Here is a 19,291-nt window from a genome sequence, read left to right as displayed (position 1 = left end):
TTTATGACAACCCAGAACCTTTCATTTGCACAACAGGTTAAAGAATTACAAAAGCAATGGGACACCGACCCACGCTGGAAAGGTGTTGAACGCCCTTACAGCGCAGAAGATGTGGTACGTTTGCGTGGTAGTGTACAACCGGAATACACCTATGCCCGCAATGGTGCCGATAAGCTATGGCAGCTCATTCACGGCAAAGCACAGGAAAAATTTGGCAAAGACTATGTGAACGCGCTGGGTGCTTTAACCGGCGGTCAGGCGGTGCAGCAAGTTAAAGCGGGTCTTCAGGCCATTTACCTTTCCGGCTGGCAGGTGGCAGCTGACAACAACTCGGCCTGCAGCATGTACCCGGATCAGTCGTTATATCCGGTCGACTCAGTACCGACGGTGGTTGAGCGCATTAACAACTCGTTCGCCCGTGCCGACCAAATTCAATGGTCGAAAGGTGTTACGCCAGAAGACGATAGCTATATTGATTACTTCGCGCCGATTGTCGCCGACGCGGAAGCCGGTTTTGGTGGCGTGCTCAATGCGTACGAACTGATGAAGCGCATGATCCAGTCCGGTGCTGCCGGCGTGCATTTTGAAGACCAGCTGGCATCAGTGAAAAAATGCGGCCACATGGGCGGCAAAGTGCTGGTACCCACGCAGGAGGCGGTACAGAAGCTTTCCGCTGCGCGCTTAGCTGCCGATGTTGCGGGTACACCAACACTGATTGTGGCCCGTACCGACGCCAACGCCGCCGATCTGCTGACTTCTGACTTTGACCCGAACGACAAACCTTTCATTACCGGCGAGCGCACCGCTGAAGGTTTTTACCGGGTTAAACCAGGCATTGAGCAGGCTATTTCACGCGGCTTAGCCTATGCCCCGTTTGCCGACCTTATTTGGTGTGAAACCGCTAAGCCTGATTTAGACGAAGCGCGCCAGTTTGCTGAAGCCGTTCATGCCAAATACCCAGGCAAACTGTTGGCCTACAACTGTTCGCCATCGTTTAACTGGAAACGCAACCTGGACGACGACACCATAGCTAAGTTCCAGCGCGAGCTTGCCGCAATGGGTTACAAATTCCAGTTTATTACCTTAGCCGGTGTGCACAATATGTGGTACCACATGTTTGAACTGGCGCATGACTATGCCCGCAACGATATGTCAGCCTACGTTAAACTACAGCAGCAGGAGTTTGACGCAGCAGACAAAGGCTATACCTTTGTGGCGCACCAGCAGGAAGTGGGTACCGGTTACTTTGACGAGCTAACCAACGTTATTCAGGGTGGGCTATCCTCAGTCACCGCCCTGAAAGGCTCGACCGAGGAAGACCAGTTTAAAACCTCCGCGTAAAGCGTAAGTCGGCATCATAAGGAAAAACATCCGTAAGCTCACCCTTGCGGATGTTTTTTTGTACCCGGCACCAGTACGCCGGATCAATCAATTCTGGGTGGCGCTTCAATAATTTGTCACGGTACTTCGTCTGCGGCACCGCAAATTGCGCCAGCTGCTGCGGGAACACATCGTCCGGGGCAATAGATACTTCCCAGTCGTTTTCCGGTAAACGTCTGAAACTCATGTCCGTTAAGTAGCGCACTTCGTCGTAGTCATAGAACACCACTCGTTTATGCCTCGTGACACCAAAGTTTTTCAGCAACATGTCACCGGGGAAAATATTCGCCGCCATCATTTCTTTTAAGGCCCGGCCGTAGTCATCCATCGCCGCGTCTATTTCTTCGTCATTGGCGTATTCTAAGTACAAATTCAGTGGCGTCATTCGGCGCTCAACAAACAACTGGTGAATCACCAGAGTGTCATCTTCTATCGAAATAGAATTGCTAATGGTTTGCTTAAATTCCTCCAGTAAGTCCGCAGAAATACGCTTAAGCGGCAATGCCACATCGACAAATTCCAGAGTATCGGCCATACGCCCCACCCGATCGTGCCGCTTAACCATGCGGTAACGGTCAATAACGGTCTGCCGACCAAACTCCTTGGTGCCGCCCAACCGGTCTTTAATGACTTTAAACACATAAGGAAAAGACGGCAGCGTAAACACCGTCATAACCATACCTTTGACACCGGGAGCAGCAGAGAGCTGGTCGTCTGTACGGCGCAAGTGGTGCAAAAACTCGCGATAAAACTCGGTTTTTCCCTGCTTATGAAAACCCACCGACGAATAAAGTTCAGCCAGCGTTTTGTGCGGCATTAAGTCCTTTAAAAACCTGACCAGGGCAGAAGGTGCCTCGGTTTCGACCATAAAGTATGAACGGGCAAAGCCGAAAATGGTCGCCATGCGATCCGACCGGGTAATAAAGGCATCAACATAAAGCTTACCCTGCGAGTTGATCAGCACCGGTACAATAAAAGGATAATGGTTATTTTCAGTCACTACCCGGCCGACAATATACGCCGCTTTGTTGCGGTAGAATGGTGACTTTAGTACGTCTATGCGTAGGTTGTGGGCTTCAATATCCGTTTCTGTTGCGCGCTCAAAGAACTTATCGCGTAGCTGTTCAATATCATTTTCGAAGCTTTCAAATTCACCACCCAGGCCAATATCCTCAAACACCCGGGTCAGTGTTCCCTCCAACCCGTCAACCACCGGAAAGTAAGAGTGGCATTCGTTCTCCACCGGCACCGGAATGTGGTTGGCCAGCACGGTTTCCACAAAAATGTAGTCGTTATTAAAGTAGGCTCGGTCGAACACCCGGCAGAACACGGAATTGTAAAAAGTCTCGGCAAGCTCCGCCTGCGGGTGAAACTTCAGCAGTTGCTGGTAACGTTGCCGGGTTGCCCTCCACAGGTTTTCATCAAGCTCATTCCCCACACGGCGCTCGACTTTTTTCGCCGTTGTGCCCACCTGGTGGTCGTAATAATGAATCCGCTCTGAAGCCGCCGACACCACTGCAGTCCAGTCACGCTGTAAGAAACGTTCACGTGCCCCCTGAGTTAGCAATTGAAAACGCCGATAATGGCTATGAAAGCCATCCAGAATACTTTTTGCCAGGGTCTCGGGGCTAATTGTCATGGTCACATCTCCTGAATTCAGGTGTTTAACCTGAAAGTATCCGGAATAACGGCTTTTAATCGCTCAATATCACCTTCCGCGACACCATTCTTCTTGTAGTAAGCAGGCCACTCAACCACCAGCTCCTGAATGTTCTTGAGTAAATTCTTCGCTTTATTAGGGGTAACACCAAACCGTCGGCATTGCGACAACACATTATCAATACTGCCTGCACGTCCATATTCACCAATACCCAAAGCATGTTGCTGACTATTATTAATAGGCAGTACGTCATAGGCGGGCGACAGCTTCCAGCCGCCGGATTCTAAATCCCAGAGTAAGGCATGATTTCTGCCATGGTCGTCCGTATTACCAATTAACACATTAAATGCCATGCGTTTATAAAGTTCGATGGCATCCTCAGCGCGCTGGCTGGTTTTCCTCAGATGCTCCGCCAGTGCGCCATAGGAGTATGTTGTCTTTAGCATGGCTTCGCTGACATTTCCTCCGGTCAGCAAAGAGTTCGCACTAATAAAATGATGCGAAACATCCAGACCACGACGGTCAAACCGCTCGCTCATCAGCACGTCTTCTTCACCGGTAAGCAACCGGGTGCTGGCAACATTGACTCCTTCCACTTCATTTAGCATTGCCATTGTTGCGCTTTCTACTCTGGCTACGTTGTAGAGGTCGTCGGCGCGGTTAAATTTTAATAAATAAGCTTGTCCTTTATGCTGAAGCAAGGTTTTTGGCCTGGCACCGCCCATCGACTCGCCGTACTGAAATGCCTTTTTCACCTCAGCAGAGACATTTTCTGAATTCAGAATTGCGTTTTTCCCGGCCAACAACAAATCGATATCATCCAGTGTATTCCTGGATACCTTAGCTTTTGACTTAGATTGAGAAAGACTGAAACTAATAGCACCGACACCCATGGATGCACCGGCAATTAAAAACTCCAACTCATTTTCGGGTTTGGTTGTGCGCAACTGGGTGATCAGCTTTCGTCCCCAGGCGTCAGCCCCGGCATCCGTTAAAACACCAAACAGCCCTCTGTTAGCGCGTGTCTCAAATAGCTCGCCGGTTAAGGGTAAATGAACAGGGTCCAGCGCAAAAGCATCGTCTCGGGCTAAATAGGACTGACCGTATCGAAAACGACCAATTCTATTTTCCGGGTCATACCAAATAACACCACAAATAACCGGCTCATTCTCTAACCCTTCGATAAAAACATAAGCCTTAGAAGTCATTAGAAAAATCCTCTGAGGTTTTTCGGCGTTTGCGCTGAGGAGCGTTCGCTACCCTTGCGTATTGATCATCCAGAACCGGAGTAAAATATTCCAGCAGCCCCAGCAAATCCAGTGCAGTAAATAATGTCAGCGAGTTAACTGGATGGCCGTTTTCCATACGATAAACAGTATTAACACCGCAGCCCAGCCGCTTAGCGAAATCCTGCTGATCCATTGTTAATGAACGCTGACGCTTAATGAGATCACCAACCGTTTTTAAAAAGCCATCTGCTTCATTCATCTTAACCACCAAATATAATTTATTAGCACTTAACAAATTAATTATGGTGGATTAATTAAAATAAGCAAGTCCTGTTTCAAAATCCAGGACAACAAAACAAGGCTGGCGTTATACATTCACCCTATTTATAATCCCGATAGATTTTTCATATTCCACTTATTCTGGATAGCTATGAATACCATTAAAGACATTGATCTGAACCTGCTGGTTTACCTTGATGTTCTGCTGCGGGAAAAGAACGTTACCCGTGCCGCGGCTCAGCTTAACATTACCCAGCCGGCCATGAGTAACGGCTTGAAGCGTTTGCGCAACCTGCTGAATGACCCTATTTTAGTGCGCACCAGCGAAGGCATGGTGCCCACCCAACGTGCGTTAGACATGCAGGAAGCGCTGCGCGGCGTATTGTACTCGGTTGAAGAAATGATCCAGCCCGTGCGTGAGTTTGACGCCCCCACCAGCGATCAGGTCTTTCGTATTATGGCGTCCGATTACGCCGCCTCGACACTCATGCCGAAACTGCTGGAAAAGCTCGATGAGCAGGCGCCTCACGTATCACTGGATATCATGACCCCCAGCGATATCAGCTTTCACGACGTGGAGAACGGCAAGGTGGACCTGGCCATTAACCGCTTTGAACAACTGCCACAGTCGTTTCATCAAAAGAACTTATGGAGTGACGAGTTTTCCTGTTTGATCCGCAAAGATCATCCATTGCTGGAAGACTACACGCTGGACAATTACTTAAAGGCTCAGCACGTGTGGGTGAGTAAAACGGGCTTTGGTGTGGGCGTGGGGATGGACCCGCATGACGTACAAAAACTTGGCTGGGTCGACGACGCTTTAGATAAACTGGGCAAACGCCGTAAAATTAAGGTGTTTACCCGTAATTATCATGTTGCTATGTATCTGGCACGCCAGGGGCTGGTTGCTACCTTGCCAACACGGGCAGCGGAACTGTATTCACAAGACAGTCAGTTAGTTATGAAAGCTCCGCCGTTTGAGATACCAGGGTTAACTCTGACCATGATCTGGTCACCGCTACTGCAGCACGATGCAGGCCACCGCTGGTTCCGACAAGTGGTCGCCGAAACCGCGGCAGCTTCCTAGCTTCCTTAATAAGGGCTTATTCTTCCCAGAAAAAGTCCTTACGTTTGAGTGGCTCCGGCAGCAAGCGATCCATGGTGGTGGCGTCATAGAGTACGCCATTAACCATGGTATGAGTCACTTTATCGGTGTCACGGATGTTCTCCAGCGGGTTACCGTCAATAACAATAATATCCGCCAATTTACCTTCTTCCAGTGAGCCCAGCGCGTGATCCATACCAAAGACCTTAGCAGGGTCAATGGTCGCTGTACGCAGAGCTTCCAGCGGTTCCATACCACCCTGCGCCATCATCCAGATTTCCCAGTGTTGCGCTAAGCCTTCACGCTGCCCGTGAGCACCGGCGAGAACTTCAACCCCTAAGTCCTGCAGCTCAGTAGCTACTTCCGCATTATTAAAATGGTTGTAATGGTTATGTGGCGCTTTTTCACGGCGCATCGCCTTACCCACTAAAAAGTCCATAGGGACATACTGAGTCAGCTTGGGGTGCTTCCACACATCGGTTTCCGCATACCAGTAGTTTTCTCCCCAAATGCCACCATAAGCCACACCCAGAGTTGGTGTATAAGCTACGTCACTTTGCTGCCATAGCTGACGAATATCATCATAAATATTGGCGACCGGCAGTGAGTGCTCCACCGTGGTATGTCCGTCCATGATCATGCTTAAGTTATGCTGCAACAACGAGCCACCTTCAGGCACCACCATCATTTCCAGCTCGCGCCCGGCTTCAACCACTTGTTGACGCTGGTTACGGCGAGGTTGGTTATAACTCTTCACAGAAAACGCACCCACTTTCTTCAGGCGCTCTAAATGAAACTTAGCGTCTTCTAAACTATCCACATGTGAAGTGTAACCCGGGCCGTTAGCACCGTATAAAATAGTACCGGTTGAAAACAGTCTTGGCGCGGCAATTCTGCCCGCTTTCTGCAGTTCTGAGGCCGCAAAGAATTCGGTCGTGTCATTAGACGGATCGTGAATTGAGGTCACACCAAATGCCAGGTTCGCGTATTGTCCCCAGTTCTGCTGCGGAATAATTTCCGCCTGGCCCTGACCACCGTGCGCGTGCGCATCGAACAAACCGGGCATAACCGTTTTACCGCTGGTATCAATCACTTCAGCACCAGCTGGCACATCAATGTCAGCTTCTGGGCCAACCGCAACAATCTTATTATTGCGCACGACCACAGTACCCTGCTCATAAACGGTATCGCCGTTCATGGTAATGACCTGGCCACCAACAAAGGCAACGGTTGTATCCGGTACCATAGCGTCCTGTTCAAAACCAATGTTCTGGCCATTTTCTACTTTCAGGGTTTCGCTGTCGGTTTCAGCATTAAAGGCTTCAGCCACCGACGTATGGTAAAGCTCCGGCCCCAGTGTCCAGTAAATCTGGTCACTGTTTGCCGTCCAGGATAAGTTTTCACCGGCACGAACGGAGAGTTGATGCACCGGCATTTGTTTATCACCCGGTCCTACGTTGATAACGCTGCCGCGCTCGACTAAAGGCGTAACAAAGACTTTAAAACGTTCTGCAAAAGCCAGTTGCTTGCCATCCGGAGACACGCGGAATTCAGTGGCTAACTCCGACTGATACAACTCGCGCTGCTCCAGCGTGCGTAAATCGATAGCGCTTAACGTTGGTTTTTCGCCCGGAGTCATCAGATAAACCCGGTCGTTACGTGCGCCGTATTGCGGTAAATGCCCACTTTCGGCAATTTGCTCTGGCTCTGCATCGGCTGACACCGCAACTCGATAAATACCGTTTTCCAGACCAAATTTATCGGAAATTAAGTAACCCCCACGTATTTTTCGGTAAACCACGTGCTTACCGTCCGGAGAGAATGTAGGTTCAACAAAATTGCCCTGCCCGGTATTCAATACCTGCTCGTTACCTGAGCTAATATCGCGAACAATGACCTGCGCCTGCGCTTCGTCGTTCCAGCGTACAAACACGACTTTTCCACCGTCACGTGAATACTGCGGGTACAGCTCAAACTCTTCACTGTTGGTTAAACGTTGTGGTTCACCATTTGGCAGCGAACGCTGATACAAGCTACCCAATGCTTCGTAAATCACCGCGTCACCCTGTGGCGACACCTGCGCCATACGCAGCATTTTCACGTCAAACTGGTCAGCCTCAACGTTTTGTTTAAAGCGCAACGCATGCTGTACTTTCTTTTCGGTTTCGACTTTAAACGGAATAATGCGCGCGTTGCCGTCATCAATGTTTAGCTTCTGAATATGGCCACCGGCCCAGAACACTAACTGCTTCGAATCCGGGGTCCAGTCCATGGTCGGGTAGACACCATGAATGGCCCAGGTTTCCTGCATGTCGCGTTCCATTTTCCCGTAAACCCGCTTGTGTTCGCCGGTCTTCAGGTCCAGCACGTACAACACGCTGTCAAAGTCTTCACGCTTAATGTAGGCCAGATAACGCCCATCAGGTGACGGTGTCGGACGAATTGCCCCACCGGCACCACTTATCAGAGTTTCAATTTCACCGCTCTCACGCTCAAAACGCTTAATGGTGTAGATACCTTCCAGCGAGTCTTTGCTGTAGTGGAAAGTCTTTCCCGGTGTGTCATCCTGCGAAAAATAGATGTATTTACCGTCCGGTGAAAAGGCCGGCTCGCCTAAGTCTTTCTGGTCGTTAGGACGTTCCGTTAACTGCACGCCCGAGCCGCCGCTGCGGTGATACATCCAGACTTCACCTGCCCCTAATGAACGGCTGGCGGTAAAATGCTTACGCGCCACCAGAAATTCGCTATCAGGACTCCAGGCCGGGCTGTTCAACAACCGGAAAGTTTCTTCGGTAACCGCACGCACGTTGCTGCCATCGGCATCCATCACCCAGATATTATCGCCACCGCCCTGATCAGAAGTAAAAGCAATGTAACGTCCATTGGGCGAATAAACCGGCTGCATATGCCAGGCTATACCGCCCACAAGTTTTTCAGCGTCTCCGCCGCCAAAGGGCATGCGATAAATGTCACCCAGTAAATCAAATACAATGTATTTACCGTCCGGGCTGACGTCCACATTCATCCAGGTACCGGAGTTAACCGATATATCAATGTCTTTAAATTCACCCTGCGGGTTACTGACATCCCAGCCCTGGGTTTGTTCTTCTGCCATGCTCACCGGTGCAAAGCTTAACAGCGATGCAACCGCTAAGGTTAGTGTTGTTCTTTTCATGGTATAGCCTCATTAAAAATGTCTCACCTTTGTAAGGAGTTAAGATCCAAATGTCCAGTCACTAACGTTAAATGGTGAGGAAAGGTCGATTAATGGACATTAAAAGTCAGTGGGTTATAGTGAGAAAATATTCAGACAACCGGATTGAATATGAACGATGCCTTAGAGAACATCCTCCTCGACGTCTCCAAGTCGCCCGAAATTGACGGTGGCGACTTAGAGAAAGCGTCTGAGCTTATACTAGCCTCTGCTCTGGAGGGGTTGGATATTACCCGGGTTAGTATCTGGTTATTGCAGCCGGATAAGCAAGCTATGGCTGCCGCCAAGCTCATTGACGAAAAGTCACCAAACGCTGAAGTTCCCACACTGTATAAAAGCCAGTTACCCTCTTACTTTCAGGCGTTAGAATCCGAACGTACCATTATTGCTAATAATGCCCGTAATCATCCGGTAACTATAGAGCTGACTAACGGCTATCTGGAGGAAAACGGCATTTACGGCCTGCTCGATGTTCCTTTGCGTCATAAAGGCGAAATGATAGGTGTTATGTGCTGTGAAAGCCGTAAAGAGAATCGCATATGGACATCGGCTGAGGTCGCTTTTGTCGGTATGCTGGCGGACATCTATGGTCGTGCAGTCAGTGCGTCCGAGCGCGAACGATTCGAAGCTCTTCTTATTCGTCAAAATGAACAATTGGAAAGCATCGTTGCTGAGCGCACTGAATCATTAACCAAAGCTTTGGATAACTTTAAGCAGGCTCAGGAAAGATTAATTGAAACTGAGAAAATGGCAGCGCTGGGTAAATTAGTTGCTGGAGTTGCTCATGAGGTAAATACTCCGCTGGGCGTTTCAGTAACGGCTGTAACTCATTGTGAGCACCGGCTGAAAAAGCTAAATCAAAGTTTTACTGATGGTTCCATTTCACGAAAACACCTGCATACCTTCATCGACAATACATTTGAAGCTTACCAGCTACTAAGCAGCAACCTTGAACGCGCCGCTACCCTAATTCAGAACTTTAAGAAAACGGCTGTGGACCAGTCCAGTTTTGAGCTGGTGAAGTGCCAACTCAACGATTATTTACACGCCTTAGTCTTAAGCCTGAACCCTATGGTGAAAAAGAAAAAAGTCACCATCAGTATTCACTGTAATGAAGATATTGTTATCAATACCTATCAGGGGGCGTTGGCACAAATTGTGACTAACCTGGTCAGTAATACCAACGACCATGCCTTTGCCGAGCCCGACGAAAATCATCAAATTGACATTCTGGCTGCAGAAGAAGATAACGGCGTGCGCTTTTCTTTTCGTGACAACGGCAAAGGCATGGACAGCGAAACCATGAAAAATATTTTTGAGCCCTTTTTTACCACATCTCGCCAGACTGGCGGCTCAGGACTAGGTCTATCTATTGTTTATAATTTGGTAACGCGGAAACTCAAAGGTCAGATTTCTGTCCAATCAACGTCTGGCAAAGGCACAGAATTTTCTTTTTTCTTACCTAATTTACCTAAATAGGATGTTGTATGCTTAAAGCTCTGCAAAACTTTTTTCAAAACAATACTGCCGCTGAACAGGCCAGCCTGGATAAAGCAGATGGTATGACAGACGATGCATTCCTTTCACTGGTATTAATGACAGAGATTAGCCTTGCCGATGGTACCTTGTCGGAAGAAGAACGCCAGCACCTTTTACACGAGCTTGAGCACGAATATGACATTAAGGGTGAACAAGCCGAAGACGCTATTAAAAAGGCCGTAAAAACAGTAAAAGAAGCCGCATCATTGTACGAGTTTACCGCTCAGCTAAAAGCTCTCGCTTACGAAAAACGCGTCGAATTATTGGAAAGTTTATGGGTAGTCGCCTACGCTGATGGTGAGCTTGATCCTTATGAAGAAAGCATGCTGCGCAAGCTGGCAGACCTCCTTTATATTAGTCATGCAGACTATATTCGAACCAAATTAAATGTTATGGACTCCTGAATGCATGTTTCATCAACGTTGTTGGCTTCTGCTCTATTAAGCTTTACTTTTGCTGCGGTAAGTCCTGCAGAAGAAGTGGGGATGGCAACCGGCTATCCGCCCTTTCAGTTCACTCAAGACAGTGACGCTGTTGGCTTTGACGTTGATGTTACGCGTGCTGTGTATGACTATCTGGGGCAAGACTTCAATCTTTATCAGTACGACTGGGATAATGTCGTCAGTTTACTTCGTTATGGTGAACTCGATGTTGCTATAGGCATGGAAAAAACGGCTTCGCGGCAGTCGTTTTTCGATTTTAGCCAACCTTATTATCACCGCCTGGCCACTTTGTTTGTATTAGATCAGGACAGTAGCCCTGAATCCGTGCGAGGGCTTGTCGGCAAACGCATTAGCGGTGACCGCCATTCAGTACTTGAAGAGCACCTGGAACAATTAGGGTTGAATAACGCCATTAGAATTCAGCAGGCCGACTCAAAAAAAGAAGCCATGGAACAGTTAGGCGTGGGCGAAGTAGAAGCCGTTATTATGCCGGAACGGGTAGGCTTTTATCTGGCTGAAAAAATGGGTCTAAATATACGCATTCTCTGGCAACCGGAAATTAGAGTCCCTGTCAGTTTCGCAGTGAAAAATGGAGACACCGAGCGCCTGACGCAACTCAATAAAGCATTAACTCACCTTGAACAAAGTGGAAAACTTGATGAAATACGCCAGCGCTGGAATGTCCAACGCTGGATTATAACTCAAGATTAATGGCCGCTTTCTCTTGCAGCTTCCATTTCCGTTTCCAGACGAGCAGCTTCATCTGCACGCGGTTTAGTAAAGCGTGCCAGCCATAAATAAAGCACAGGTGTCAGGTAAAGCGTAAATAGTGTTGCCAACCCAAGACCACCGAACACAACCCAACCAATTGAGTTCCGCGCTTCAGCACCCGCACCAGAAGAAAGAATGAGCGGCAGGCCACCCAGAACCGTGGATACCAGTGTCATCATAATAGGCCGTAAACGTATCAATGAAGCTTCTTCTATTGCTTCACGAACCGCAAGTCCCCGGTCACGCAGCTGGTCAGCAAACTCAACCAGCAATACAGAGTTTTTCGCGAGCAGACCAATCAGCATCACCAATCCAATTTGCGAATAAATGTTCATGGAGGTGCCGGTCAGGAATAAGGCGTAAATAGCTGCCGCAATACCAAAAGGCACGGTCAGCATAACAACCACCGCACTGTTTAATGACTCAAACTGAGCCGCCAGTACCAGCAGAACAATCAGGAAGGCCAGAATATAAGTCATGGCAATTTCCTGCGAGGTGTCCTCAAATGTTGCAGCTTCGCCTAAAAAGACCAGCCCCATGCTGCCCGGCAAGACTTCTTCGGCAATAGCACGCAACTGCTCTACAGCTTCCGACATCGGCAAGCCTTCAGGTAACTGTGCGTCAATTTCTATCGCCCGCCGCTGAGCCTGACGTTCCAGTTCCGCAGACACACCCTCTTCAATAATTTCTGAAACGCTGGAAATGGGGACTAAGTCGCCGCTACTGGATGACACGTAAAGGTTCTGCATGTCCTGTGGCGACTGAATTAAATTATTACGGGTGCGCAGCATAACCGGAATTTGCTGATCTCCCACGTTTAAGTCAGCGACATCATCACCATTAATAGCAGCACGTAACGTAGAGGATATATCATTTAAGGAAACCCCAAGCTCCGAAGCCCGGCGACGATCTATCTTCACCCGCAATTGCGGCTGAGTGGGCTGGTAAGACACATTAGGGTCGCCTAAATCAGGCATCCGCTCTTTTACTATGGCAGTAAATTCTCGCGCCACTTTATAAATATCGTCATAGTTTTCGCCGGTAATAGCCATTTCCAGGCCACCGCCCTGACCTCTTAAATTCAGGCTGTTATCACCAAAAGCACGCCCCGGTGCGCCCGGCACCCGGCTTAACGGCTCCCGAATATTATTAATAATTTCCTGCTGACTAATATCCCGCTCTTCCCAGGGTTTCAGATTAGCTGTAATGAAAACCAGGTTAGGGTCCCATTGACCAACAACGGTATAAATGGACTCTATATCACCGCTCTCTTTATATTCCAGCAGCACTTCTTCCAGCTTACGAGCCTGGCGATCCATAAACTTAAGGCCAACGCCGTCAGGTCCGCGCGAGAACACCCGAACCGCTCCGCGGTCTTCATTGGGCATAAGTTCGCTGTCAATTTCATTATAAAGCAGTGCGCCACCGCCAGCAGACAGCAAAGACAGCACCACCACAACCCAGCTGAAATCCAGTGCTTTATGCAGCGTTCGTTTATAAAACCGTTTAAAGCTGTTACCAATGCCTGCAAACCGGTTGTTCTGTCCGGCTGATTTAGGCAAACGAGCGGTAAAAGCGGGTACCAGAGACAAAGCAACAAAAGAAGAAATGACCACTGCCGCCGCAAGCACACCACCAAATTCGCGGAATAAACGCCCCGCCGTTGAGGGTAAAAACGCAATAGGAACAAAGACCGCAACCAATACCGCCGTCGTTGCCACTACCGCAAAAAACACCTCGCGTGTCGCTAATACCGCTGCTGCACGGCTGCCAAGCCCCATACTGCGGCGACGTTGAATATTCTCAGTAACAACAATGGCATCATCCACTATCAGACCGGTCGCCAATACCAGCGCCAGCAAGGTCAGAATATTAATGGAAAAGCCCATCAGCCAAATAGCCGCAATAGCGCCGAACAGCGCAACCGGAATGGAGAACGCAGGAATAATAGTCGCGCGAAATGAACCGATAAAGACCCACAGCGTAGCCACAACCAAAACAATAGTAATAGCAAGGGTGGTCACCACTTCAGCTACCGAGGTACGAATAAACTGCGCATCATCATTAGTAATGCGCATTTCCATATCAGGAAAACGCTCACGCAGGCGATCAAGAACAGCAAGTGCCTGATCAGAAATTTCAATAGTATTGGAGCCCGCCTGACGTATTACCCCCAAACCAACAACCGGTTTACCGTCAAGACGAACAAAGCTGCCAGCATCAGCCGGTGCAAAATAAGCCTGTGCGACATCACCAATACGTGTGTCATCGCGAACAATTATGTTCTCAACTTGCTCTTCGGTAATGGCTGTCGCGTCAGCTCGTATAATTAATCGCTGGTCGGTTGAACGCAAACTACCAGCCGGTACGTCAAAAGGCGCCAGCCGAAGCGCATCAGCAACATCGGTAACAGATAAACCAAAGCTCACAAGTTTAAGGGGGTCGAGATCCACCCGCAGTACCCGCTCACGGTCGCCATTGAGGCGCACATCGGCAACACCATTTATAGCCAAAAATGCCGGCGATAAATCGGTTTCCAGCCGACGCGTGAGCTCTTCCTGCGTCAGAGTATCGCTGCTAACCGCAATATCCAGAACGGAGCGCGCGTCACTGTCTGCTTTTTGCACATTAATTTGTTCAACATCGTCGGGAAGTTCTCGACGCACCTGGTTGACCGCTTCACGGACTTCAGCCGCAACCACGTCTAAATCAACTCCGGGACGGAATTCGATAGAAATGCGTGCGCTGTTTTCTTCACTCGAAGACTGTATCGACTCCACACCCGAAACACGAGCCGCCGCGCCTTCCAGAATGCTGGTAACCTCGGCGTCGACCGTTTCTGGTGCGCCCCCCGGAAGTGTTGCACTCACCCCAACAACAGGCCTGTCGACATCCGGCAGTTCACGTACTTCAACCCCCATAAGCGCGGCCAGACCGGCTATGGCAATAAGTACGTTGAGAACAACAATCAGTACCGGACGGCGAATGGAGACCGAAGGTAAGTCGTTCGCATCCTGCTGGTTATTCAATTGCTGGTCTGACATTATTCAACCGCCTCTTGCGTATCAAGAGTGGTTCTGTCAAAGGTCACTGGTTGGCCTTCACGCAGGCTTTGAACACCTTCAACTATCAGTAAATCATCACGTTGAATATCGCCTGAAACTAACACACGACCAGCCAGACGCTGTTCTATTTGCACGTCAACCCGGTGCGCTTTGTCGCCCTCAATAACCCAGACGAAAGGATTATTAACACCCCAGGATAAGGCCGCTTCGGGTATTGAAGCGAACTCTTCACCGGCAAGTTCTATAGCTGTTCTGAAACTGGTTCCCGGCAGGAAGTCGTCACTGTCATTATTAATTTCAGCACGGGCTCTGTACATACGGCTGGTCGCGTTAATACGAGAATCCAGTTCAATAATTTCGGCGGTTACCGGCGTACCCGAATAGCGCCAGGGCTCTACTTTAAGTTCTGCTCCATCCTGCAACAGGGAAACCGCTGCTTCAGGAATACGAAAATCAATTAATAAGGTTGAACGGTCATCTAAGGTTGCGATAGCCGTCTGTTGGTCAATACGATCACCAACTTCTACGTCAGTAATGCCAATAATTCCAGAGAACGGCGCGCGAATGAAACGGTCTTCCAGTTCAATTTTAGCGTTGTCCAGTTCTACTCGTGCTAAATCTCTTAATAAAATAGCGTTGTCTAACTCAGACTGGGGCACAGCCCCCTGTTCGCGGCTGGCTCGTAAACGTTCTACCGTACGTTCTGCATCGCGTAAGTTAATTTGTGCCTGTTCTACTGCCACTTGCTGACGACGGGCATCCAGCTCGACCAATAGTTCGTCTTTCTCAACTTTGTCGCCAGGCCTAAAATTTACCGCGACGACTCTGTCGCCAACAGCAGGATAAATGGTAATGGAGCGCACAGCTTCGGCCGTACCAACTGCTTCTACCCGGTTACGTTCACGCTCAAAAGTCACTTGTTGCGCTAAAACCAGCGCTTCGCGTGATCCAAATTGTTGTGCCCGGCTCGTTTCACTTTGTAGCGAGAACAAAAACACTAAGGTAATGAGTAAAAACTTCATAACGGTCAAATGGAGCTCCAAAAAAACTGCAGCCACGTAGGCTGCAGTTATTACTAGTCAATTTGCGGTTAAGCAATGTTGCGAAAATTACTCTTTAATCGCAAAGCTGCCTTGCATAATTGCTGAGTGGCCAGGGAAGGTGCAGAAGAATTTATAATCTGTATCTGCACTCATGCCTTCTGTAGAAAACGTCACTGACGTTTCTTCACCACCACCAATAACGTCAGTTGCAGCAATTACAGCATCAGAATCTGGTACATAGTTGTTATCCATACCCGCTGACATACCTTGTTGTACAACAGACTGCATATCACCAGCTTCACTCAGTACCCAGTTGTGACCCATGACTTTTTTATCCAGTTTACCTGTGTGATGTAAGGTTACTGTTACTTCGTCACAGCTAGCCGGTACGGACATCTCTTTTGTATCAAATCTCATGTTGTCATTGCCATCTATGGATAGCTCACATTCGTTAGCCTGCGCGGCGTTTGCGACAAACAACATAGAGCCTAGTAGTGCGGAAATTATGTAACGCATTGCAATACCTCTTCGGTTAGTATGAAATGATTCCTTTCTTTTATACGTGATATCTCGCGTTGAGATTACTTTAACGAGAATTTATATGACGAAACGTCCTTTTTCGCCGCAATCACTCCTTGCTCAGGGTGGTAGTCACTCTGACAACGAAAATGGAGTAATTATCCCTCCAGTATACACATCAACGACTTATCTGCGTGATGACGACAATCAATATCGTAGCGGACGGGTGTATTCAAGGGCTGACAATCCCACTTATCGTCCTGCCGAAAAGCTATTAGCAGAGTTAGAAAATGCGGCAGATGCACGCCTGTTCGCCTCGGGCATGGCTGCCGCTACCGCCGTTTTTCTGGCATTAAAACCCGGCGATAAGGTCATTGCGCCAAAAGTGATGTACTGGGCTTTGCGCAAATGGCTGCAAACTTTTGGCGTCGATAGCGGGCTGGATGTTCGGTTTGTGGATACCACCAATTTAAATGAATTACGCGACGCTATTGCTGAAAGACAACCTACGCTTATTTGGCTGGAAACGCCGGGTAACCCTCTGTGGACAGTAACTGATATTGCCGCCGTAGCTGATATGGCTCGCAATTGCGGATCTCTGCTTGCAATAGATTCCACAGTGGCAACCCCCCTGCTGACCAAGCCGCTGGATCTTGGCGCCGATATTGTTATGCACTCCGCCACCAAATACCTTAACGGCCACTCAGATGTTATTTCCGGCGCACTGGCGGCTCGTGAAGATAACGCGTTCTGGCAACGCTTAGTGGCTATTCGTGCCCAGTCCGGAGCCGTGCCGGGGCCACAGGACGCAGCACAACTCTTGCGTGGCATGCGAACGCTGTTTTTACGGGTCAGGGAAAGTTGTCAAAGTGCGCTGTATATTGCCGAGCAGTTGGAGCAGCACCCACAGGTTATTGAAGTATTGTATCCCGGCCTGAAAAGTTTTGTCGGCCACGAGATAGCCGTTAAGCAAATGCAGGGCGGCTTCGGCGGTATGCTATCTATTCGTTTAGCGGGAGGCGAGAAAGCAGCGATTGCGGTTGCAGCCAAAACTCAGCTTTGGTACCGCGCTACGTCATTAGGTGGCGTAGAAAGCCTGATTGAACATCGCGCCAGCATTGAAGGACCAGACACACCGGTACCGTTGGATTTATTGCGTTTATCGGTAGGCATTGAAAACGCCGATGACCTGCTGAACGATTTACAGCAGGCCATCGATTTAGCGCATTCTTAAATACTTACGCGTTTGTAGAAGCGGTATTCGGGTTTCCAGAAATTGTTGTCGATGCGCTCACGCAGCGTGTCGTCATCAATTTCCAGTGCTAAACCTTCCTGTTGAGCCACTTTACCCACAGCAAAAGCAATATCTTTGCTTAACTGAGTTAAGTCATTAAAGGCTGGCAACAAGGCTTCACCTTTACCATTAGCGCTGGGTGACGCATTCGCCAGTGTCTTACTTGCTACACGCAGCATTTCATCACTAACGCGTTCGGATTTAACCGATAACACCCCAAGACCAATGCCCGGGAAGATATAACTGTTGTTACACTGCGCTATTGGGTATATACGGCCATCATATTCTACTTCACCAAAAGGGCTTCCGGTTGCGACAATGGCTTTACCTTCACTCCACTTCAGTACATCCGCTGGGTGCGCTTCCACATGTTTAGAAGGGTTACTCAATGGGAAAATAATGGGACGCTCGACATTTTTTGCCATGGTCGAAATAACTTGCTCGGTAAAGAGCCCCGCCTGACCAGACACACCAATTAAAATGTCAGGCTCAGCACAATGCATCACATCCAGCAACGACGGGTACTCACCACTGTATTCCCAGGCGTTTAAATCGCTGGTTTTCTGCGCCAGCGCCTGCTGGAAGTCACGCAGGCCTTCCATGGTATCCATAACCAGACCAAAGCGATCGACCATAAAGATTTGTCTCTTCGCCTGCTCTTCCGTTAAACCTTCGGCGGTCATCTGAATCATAATCTGTTCTGCAATACCGCAGCCCGCAGACCCAGCACCAACAAACACCACCTTCTGTTCACTAAGCTTTTTGCCTTTTTGGCGGCAAGCTGCCAGTAAGGTGCCCACCGTCACAGACGCGGTGCCCTGAATGTCGTCATTAAAACAGCAAACTTCATCGCGATAACGACGCAATAAAGGCATGGCGTTAGGTTGAGCAAAGTCCTCAAACTGCAGCATCACGCCCGGCCAGCGTCTGGTCACCGCTTTTATGAATTTGTCGAGGAATTCATCATACTCGTCCTGCTCAATACGCTTATGGCGGGCTCCCATATACATTGGGTCTTCCAGAAGCTTTTCGTTATTGGTACCAACATCCAGCATTACTGGCAGCGTATAGGCAGGACTAATGCCGCCGCAAGCGGTGTACAGCGACAGTTTTCCGATAGGAATACCCATGCCACCAATACCCTGATCACCCAAGCCCAGAATACGTTCGCCGTCGGTCACGACAATCACTTTCACTTTTTGCTTAGTGGCATTGCGCAGAATATCGTCTATCTGATCACGTTCAGAATAGGAAATAAACAAACCGCGTGAGCTGCGGTAAATGTCTGAGAACTTCTCGCAAGCATCACCCACGGTTGGGGTGTAGATAATCGGCATCATCTCTTCCAGATGATCCGTAAGCAAGCGATAGAACAGAGTTTCGTTGTTGTCCTGAATAGCGCGCAGATAAATATGCTTGTTAATGGGCGTTTCAAAGCTCCGGTACTGCATGTAAGCCCGTTCGGCCTGCTCTTCAATACTCTCATAGCGCGGCGGCAACAAACCCGTCAGGTTAAACGCGGCACGCTCTTCCTTACTAAATGCACTGCCCTTATTCAATAAAGGGGTTTCCAACAAATTAGGGCCGGAATACGGAATATAAAGCGGACGCTGCGTCTGCGGCATAAGTACAAACTCCTGTAAGCAAAAGTAATACGAATATCATAACATCAACATCACGCTAGTTGCTATTCCAGCTGGCTCAGAGCAGGGGAAGCAGGGCTGGTAGGTAATTCGGCTGAGATAACAGA

The 19,291-nt window shown here is 48.9% G+C and carries 14 protein-coding genes; 6 read left to right on the top strand and 8 right to left on the bottom strand.

The window, feature by feature from the left end; genetic code table 11:
* Positions 1-3 precede the first annotated feature (3 nt).
* The gene (aceA, locus tag ACN0RF_RS12395; protein ID WP_417439259.1) at positions 4-1,341 is read left to right on the top strand and encodes an isocitrate lyase; all 1,338 of its coding nucleotides are present in this window, start codon (positions 4-6) and stop codon (positions 1,339-1,341) included.
* Here aceA and aceK read toward each other — a convergent pair.
* The 3 genes from aceK to ACN0RF_RS12380 are packed head-to-tail and all read right to left on the bottom strand — an operon-like array spanning position 1,325 to position 4,528.
* Positions 1,325-3,019 carry a bifunctional isocitrate dehydrogenase kinase/phosphatase gene (aceK, locus tag ACN0RF_RS12390; protein ID WP_417439258.1) on the bottom strand — a complete coding sequence of 565 codons (1,695 nt, stop codon included), beginning with the start codon at positions 3,017-3,019 and terminating at the stop codon, positions 1,325-1,327. The two genes, aceA and aceK, sit on opposite strands and share 17 nt — an antisense overlap.
* Positions 3,020-3,036: 17 nt before the next feature.
* Positions 3,037-4,248, bottom strand: a complete 1,212-nt coding sequence (locus tag ACN0RF_RS12385; protein WP_417439257.1) for a type II toxin-antitoxin system HipA family toxin — start codon at positions 4,246-4,248, stop codon at positions 3,037-3,039.
* Positions 4,238-4,528: a helix-turn-helix domain-containing protein gene (locus ACN0RF_RS12380; RefSeq protein ID WP_417439256.1), complete on the bottom strand. Its 291-nt coding sequence runs from the start codon at positions 4,526-4,528 to the stop codon at positions 4,238-4,240. The genes ACN0RF_RS12385 and ACN0RF_RS12380 overlap by 11 nt, the downstream gene beginning before the upstream one ends.
* A 171-nt stretch (positions 4,529-4,699) precedes the next feature.
* On the opposite strand from ACN0RF_RS12380, the gene ACN0RF_RS12375 reads away from it, so the two are divergent.
* The gene (locus ACN0RF_RS12375) at positions 4,700-5,635 is read left to right on the top strand and encodes a LysR family transcriptional regulator (protein WP_034818340.1); all 936 of its coding nucleotides are present in this window, start codon (positions 4,700-4,702) and stop codon (positions 5,633-5,635) included.
* Positions 5,636-5,651: 16 nt separating this feature from the next.
* Here ACN0RF_RS12375 and ACN0RF_RS12370 read toward each other — a convergent pair whose 3' ends face one another.
* Positions 5,652-8,828, bottom strand: a complete 3,177-nt coding sequence (locus ACN0RF_RS12370) for an amidohydrolase family protein (RefSeq protein ID WP_417439255.1) — start codon at positions 8,826-8,828, stop codon at positions 5,652-5,654.
* Between the two features lie 150 nt (positions 8,829-8,978).
* On the opposite strand from ACN0RF_RS12370, the gene ACN0RF_RS12365 reads away from it, so the two are divergent.
* Genes ACN0RF_RS12365 through ACN0RF_RS12355 form a run of 3 tightly spaced genes read left to right on the top strand, consistent with a single transcriptional unit; the run spans position 8,979 to position 11,560 of the window.
* Positions 8,979-10,346, top strand: a complete 1,368-nt coding sequence (locus tag ACN0RF_RS12365) for an ATP-binding protein (RefSeq protein ID WP_417439254.1) — start codon at positions 8,979-8,981, stop codon at positions 10,344-10,346.
* 8 nt (positions 10,347-10,354) lie between these two features.
* Entirely contained in the window at positions 10,355-10,810 is a 456-nt protein-coding gene (locus tag ACN0RF_RS12360) for a TerB family tellurite resistance protein (RefSeq protein ID WP_417439253.1), read from the top strand.
* Positions 10,811-11,560, top strand: a complete 750-nt coding sequence (locus ACN0RF_RS12355; protein WP_417439252.1) for a transporter substrate-binding domain-containing protein — start codon at positions 10,811-10,813, stop codon at positions 11,558-11,560.
* Here the strand turns inward: ACN0RF_RS12355 and ACN0RF_RS12350 are convergent.
* From ACN0RF_RS12350 to azu, 3 genes are all read right to left on the bottom strand, one after another.
* Positions 11,557-14,664: an efflux RND transporter permease subunit gene (locus ACN0RF_RS12350; RefSeq protein ID WP_417439251.1), complete on the bottom strand. Its 3,108-nt coding sequence runs from the start codon at positions 14,662-14,664 to the stop codon at positions 11,557-11,559. The two genes, ACN0RF_RS12355 and ACN0RF_RS12350, sit on opposite strands and share 4 nt — an antisense overlap.
* Positions 14,664-15,707, bottom strand: a complete 1,044-nt coding sequence (locus ACN0RF_RS12345) for an efflux RND transporter periplasmic adaptor subunit (RefSeq protein WP_417439250.1) — start codon at positions 15,705-15,707, stop codon at positions 14,664-14,666. Before ACN0RF_RS12345 ends, ACN0RF_RS12350 begins: the two co-directional genes overlap by 1 nt.
* Positions 15,708-15,794: 87 nt before the next feature.
* Complete coding sequence (gene azu, locus ACN0RF_RS12340) at positions 15,795-16,244, bottom strand: azurin (RefSeq protein WP_011233856.1); 450 nt, start codon at positions 16,242-16,244, stop codon at positions 15,795-15,797.
* Positions 16,245-16,329: 85 nt separating this feature from the next.
* Here azu and ACN0RF_RS12335 point away from each other — a divergent pair, with 85 nt between their 5' ends.
* Complete coding sequence (locus ACN0RF_RS12335; protein WP_417439249.1) at positions 16,330-17,481, top strand: trans-sulfuration enzyme family protein; 1,152 nt, start codon at positions 16,330-16,332, stop codon at positions 17,479-17,481.
* Here the strand turns inward: ACN0RF_RS12335 and ACN0RF_RS12330 are convergent.
* Positions 17,478-19,166 (bottom strand): NAD-dependent malic enzyme, encoded by a 1,689-nt coding sequence (locus ACN0RF_RS12330; protein WP_417439248.1) that lies wholly within the window; start codon positions 19,164-19,166, stop codon positions 17,478-17,480. The genes ACN0RF_RS12335 and ACN0RF_RS12330 overlap by 4 nt on opposite strands.
* Positions 19,167-19,291: the final 125 nt, after the last annotated feature.

Source organism: Idiomarina sp., from assembly GCF_048260185.1.
Lineage (GTDB): Bacteria > Pseudomonadota > Gammaproteobacteria > Enterobacterales > Alteromonadaceae > Idiomarina.
Note: the sequence above shows the minus strand (reverse complement) of the source record. Positions and strands in the feature narration are given on the sequence as shown.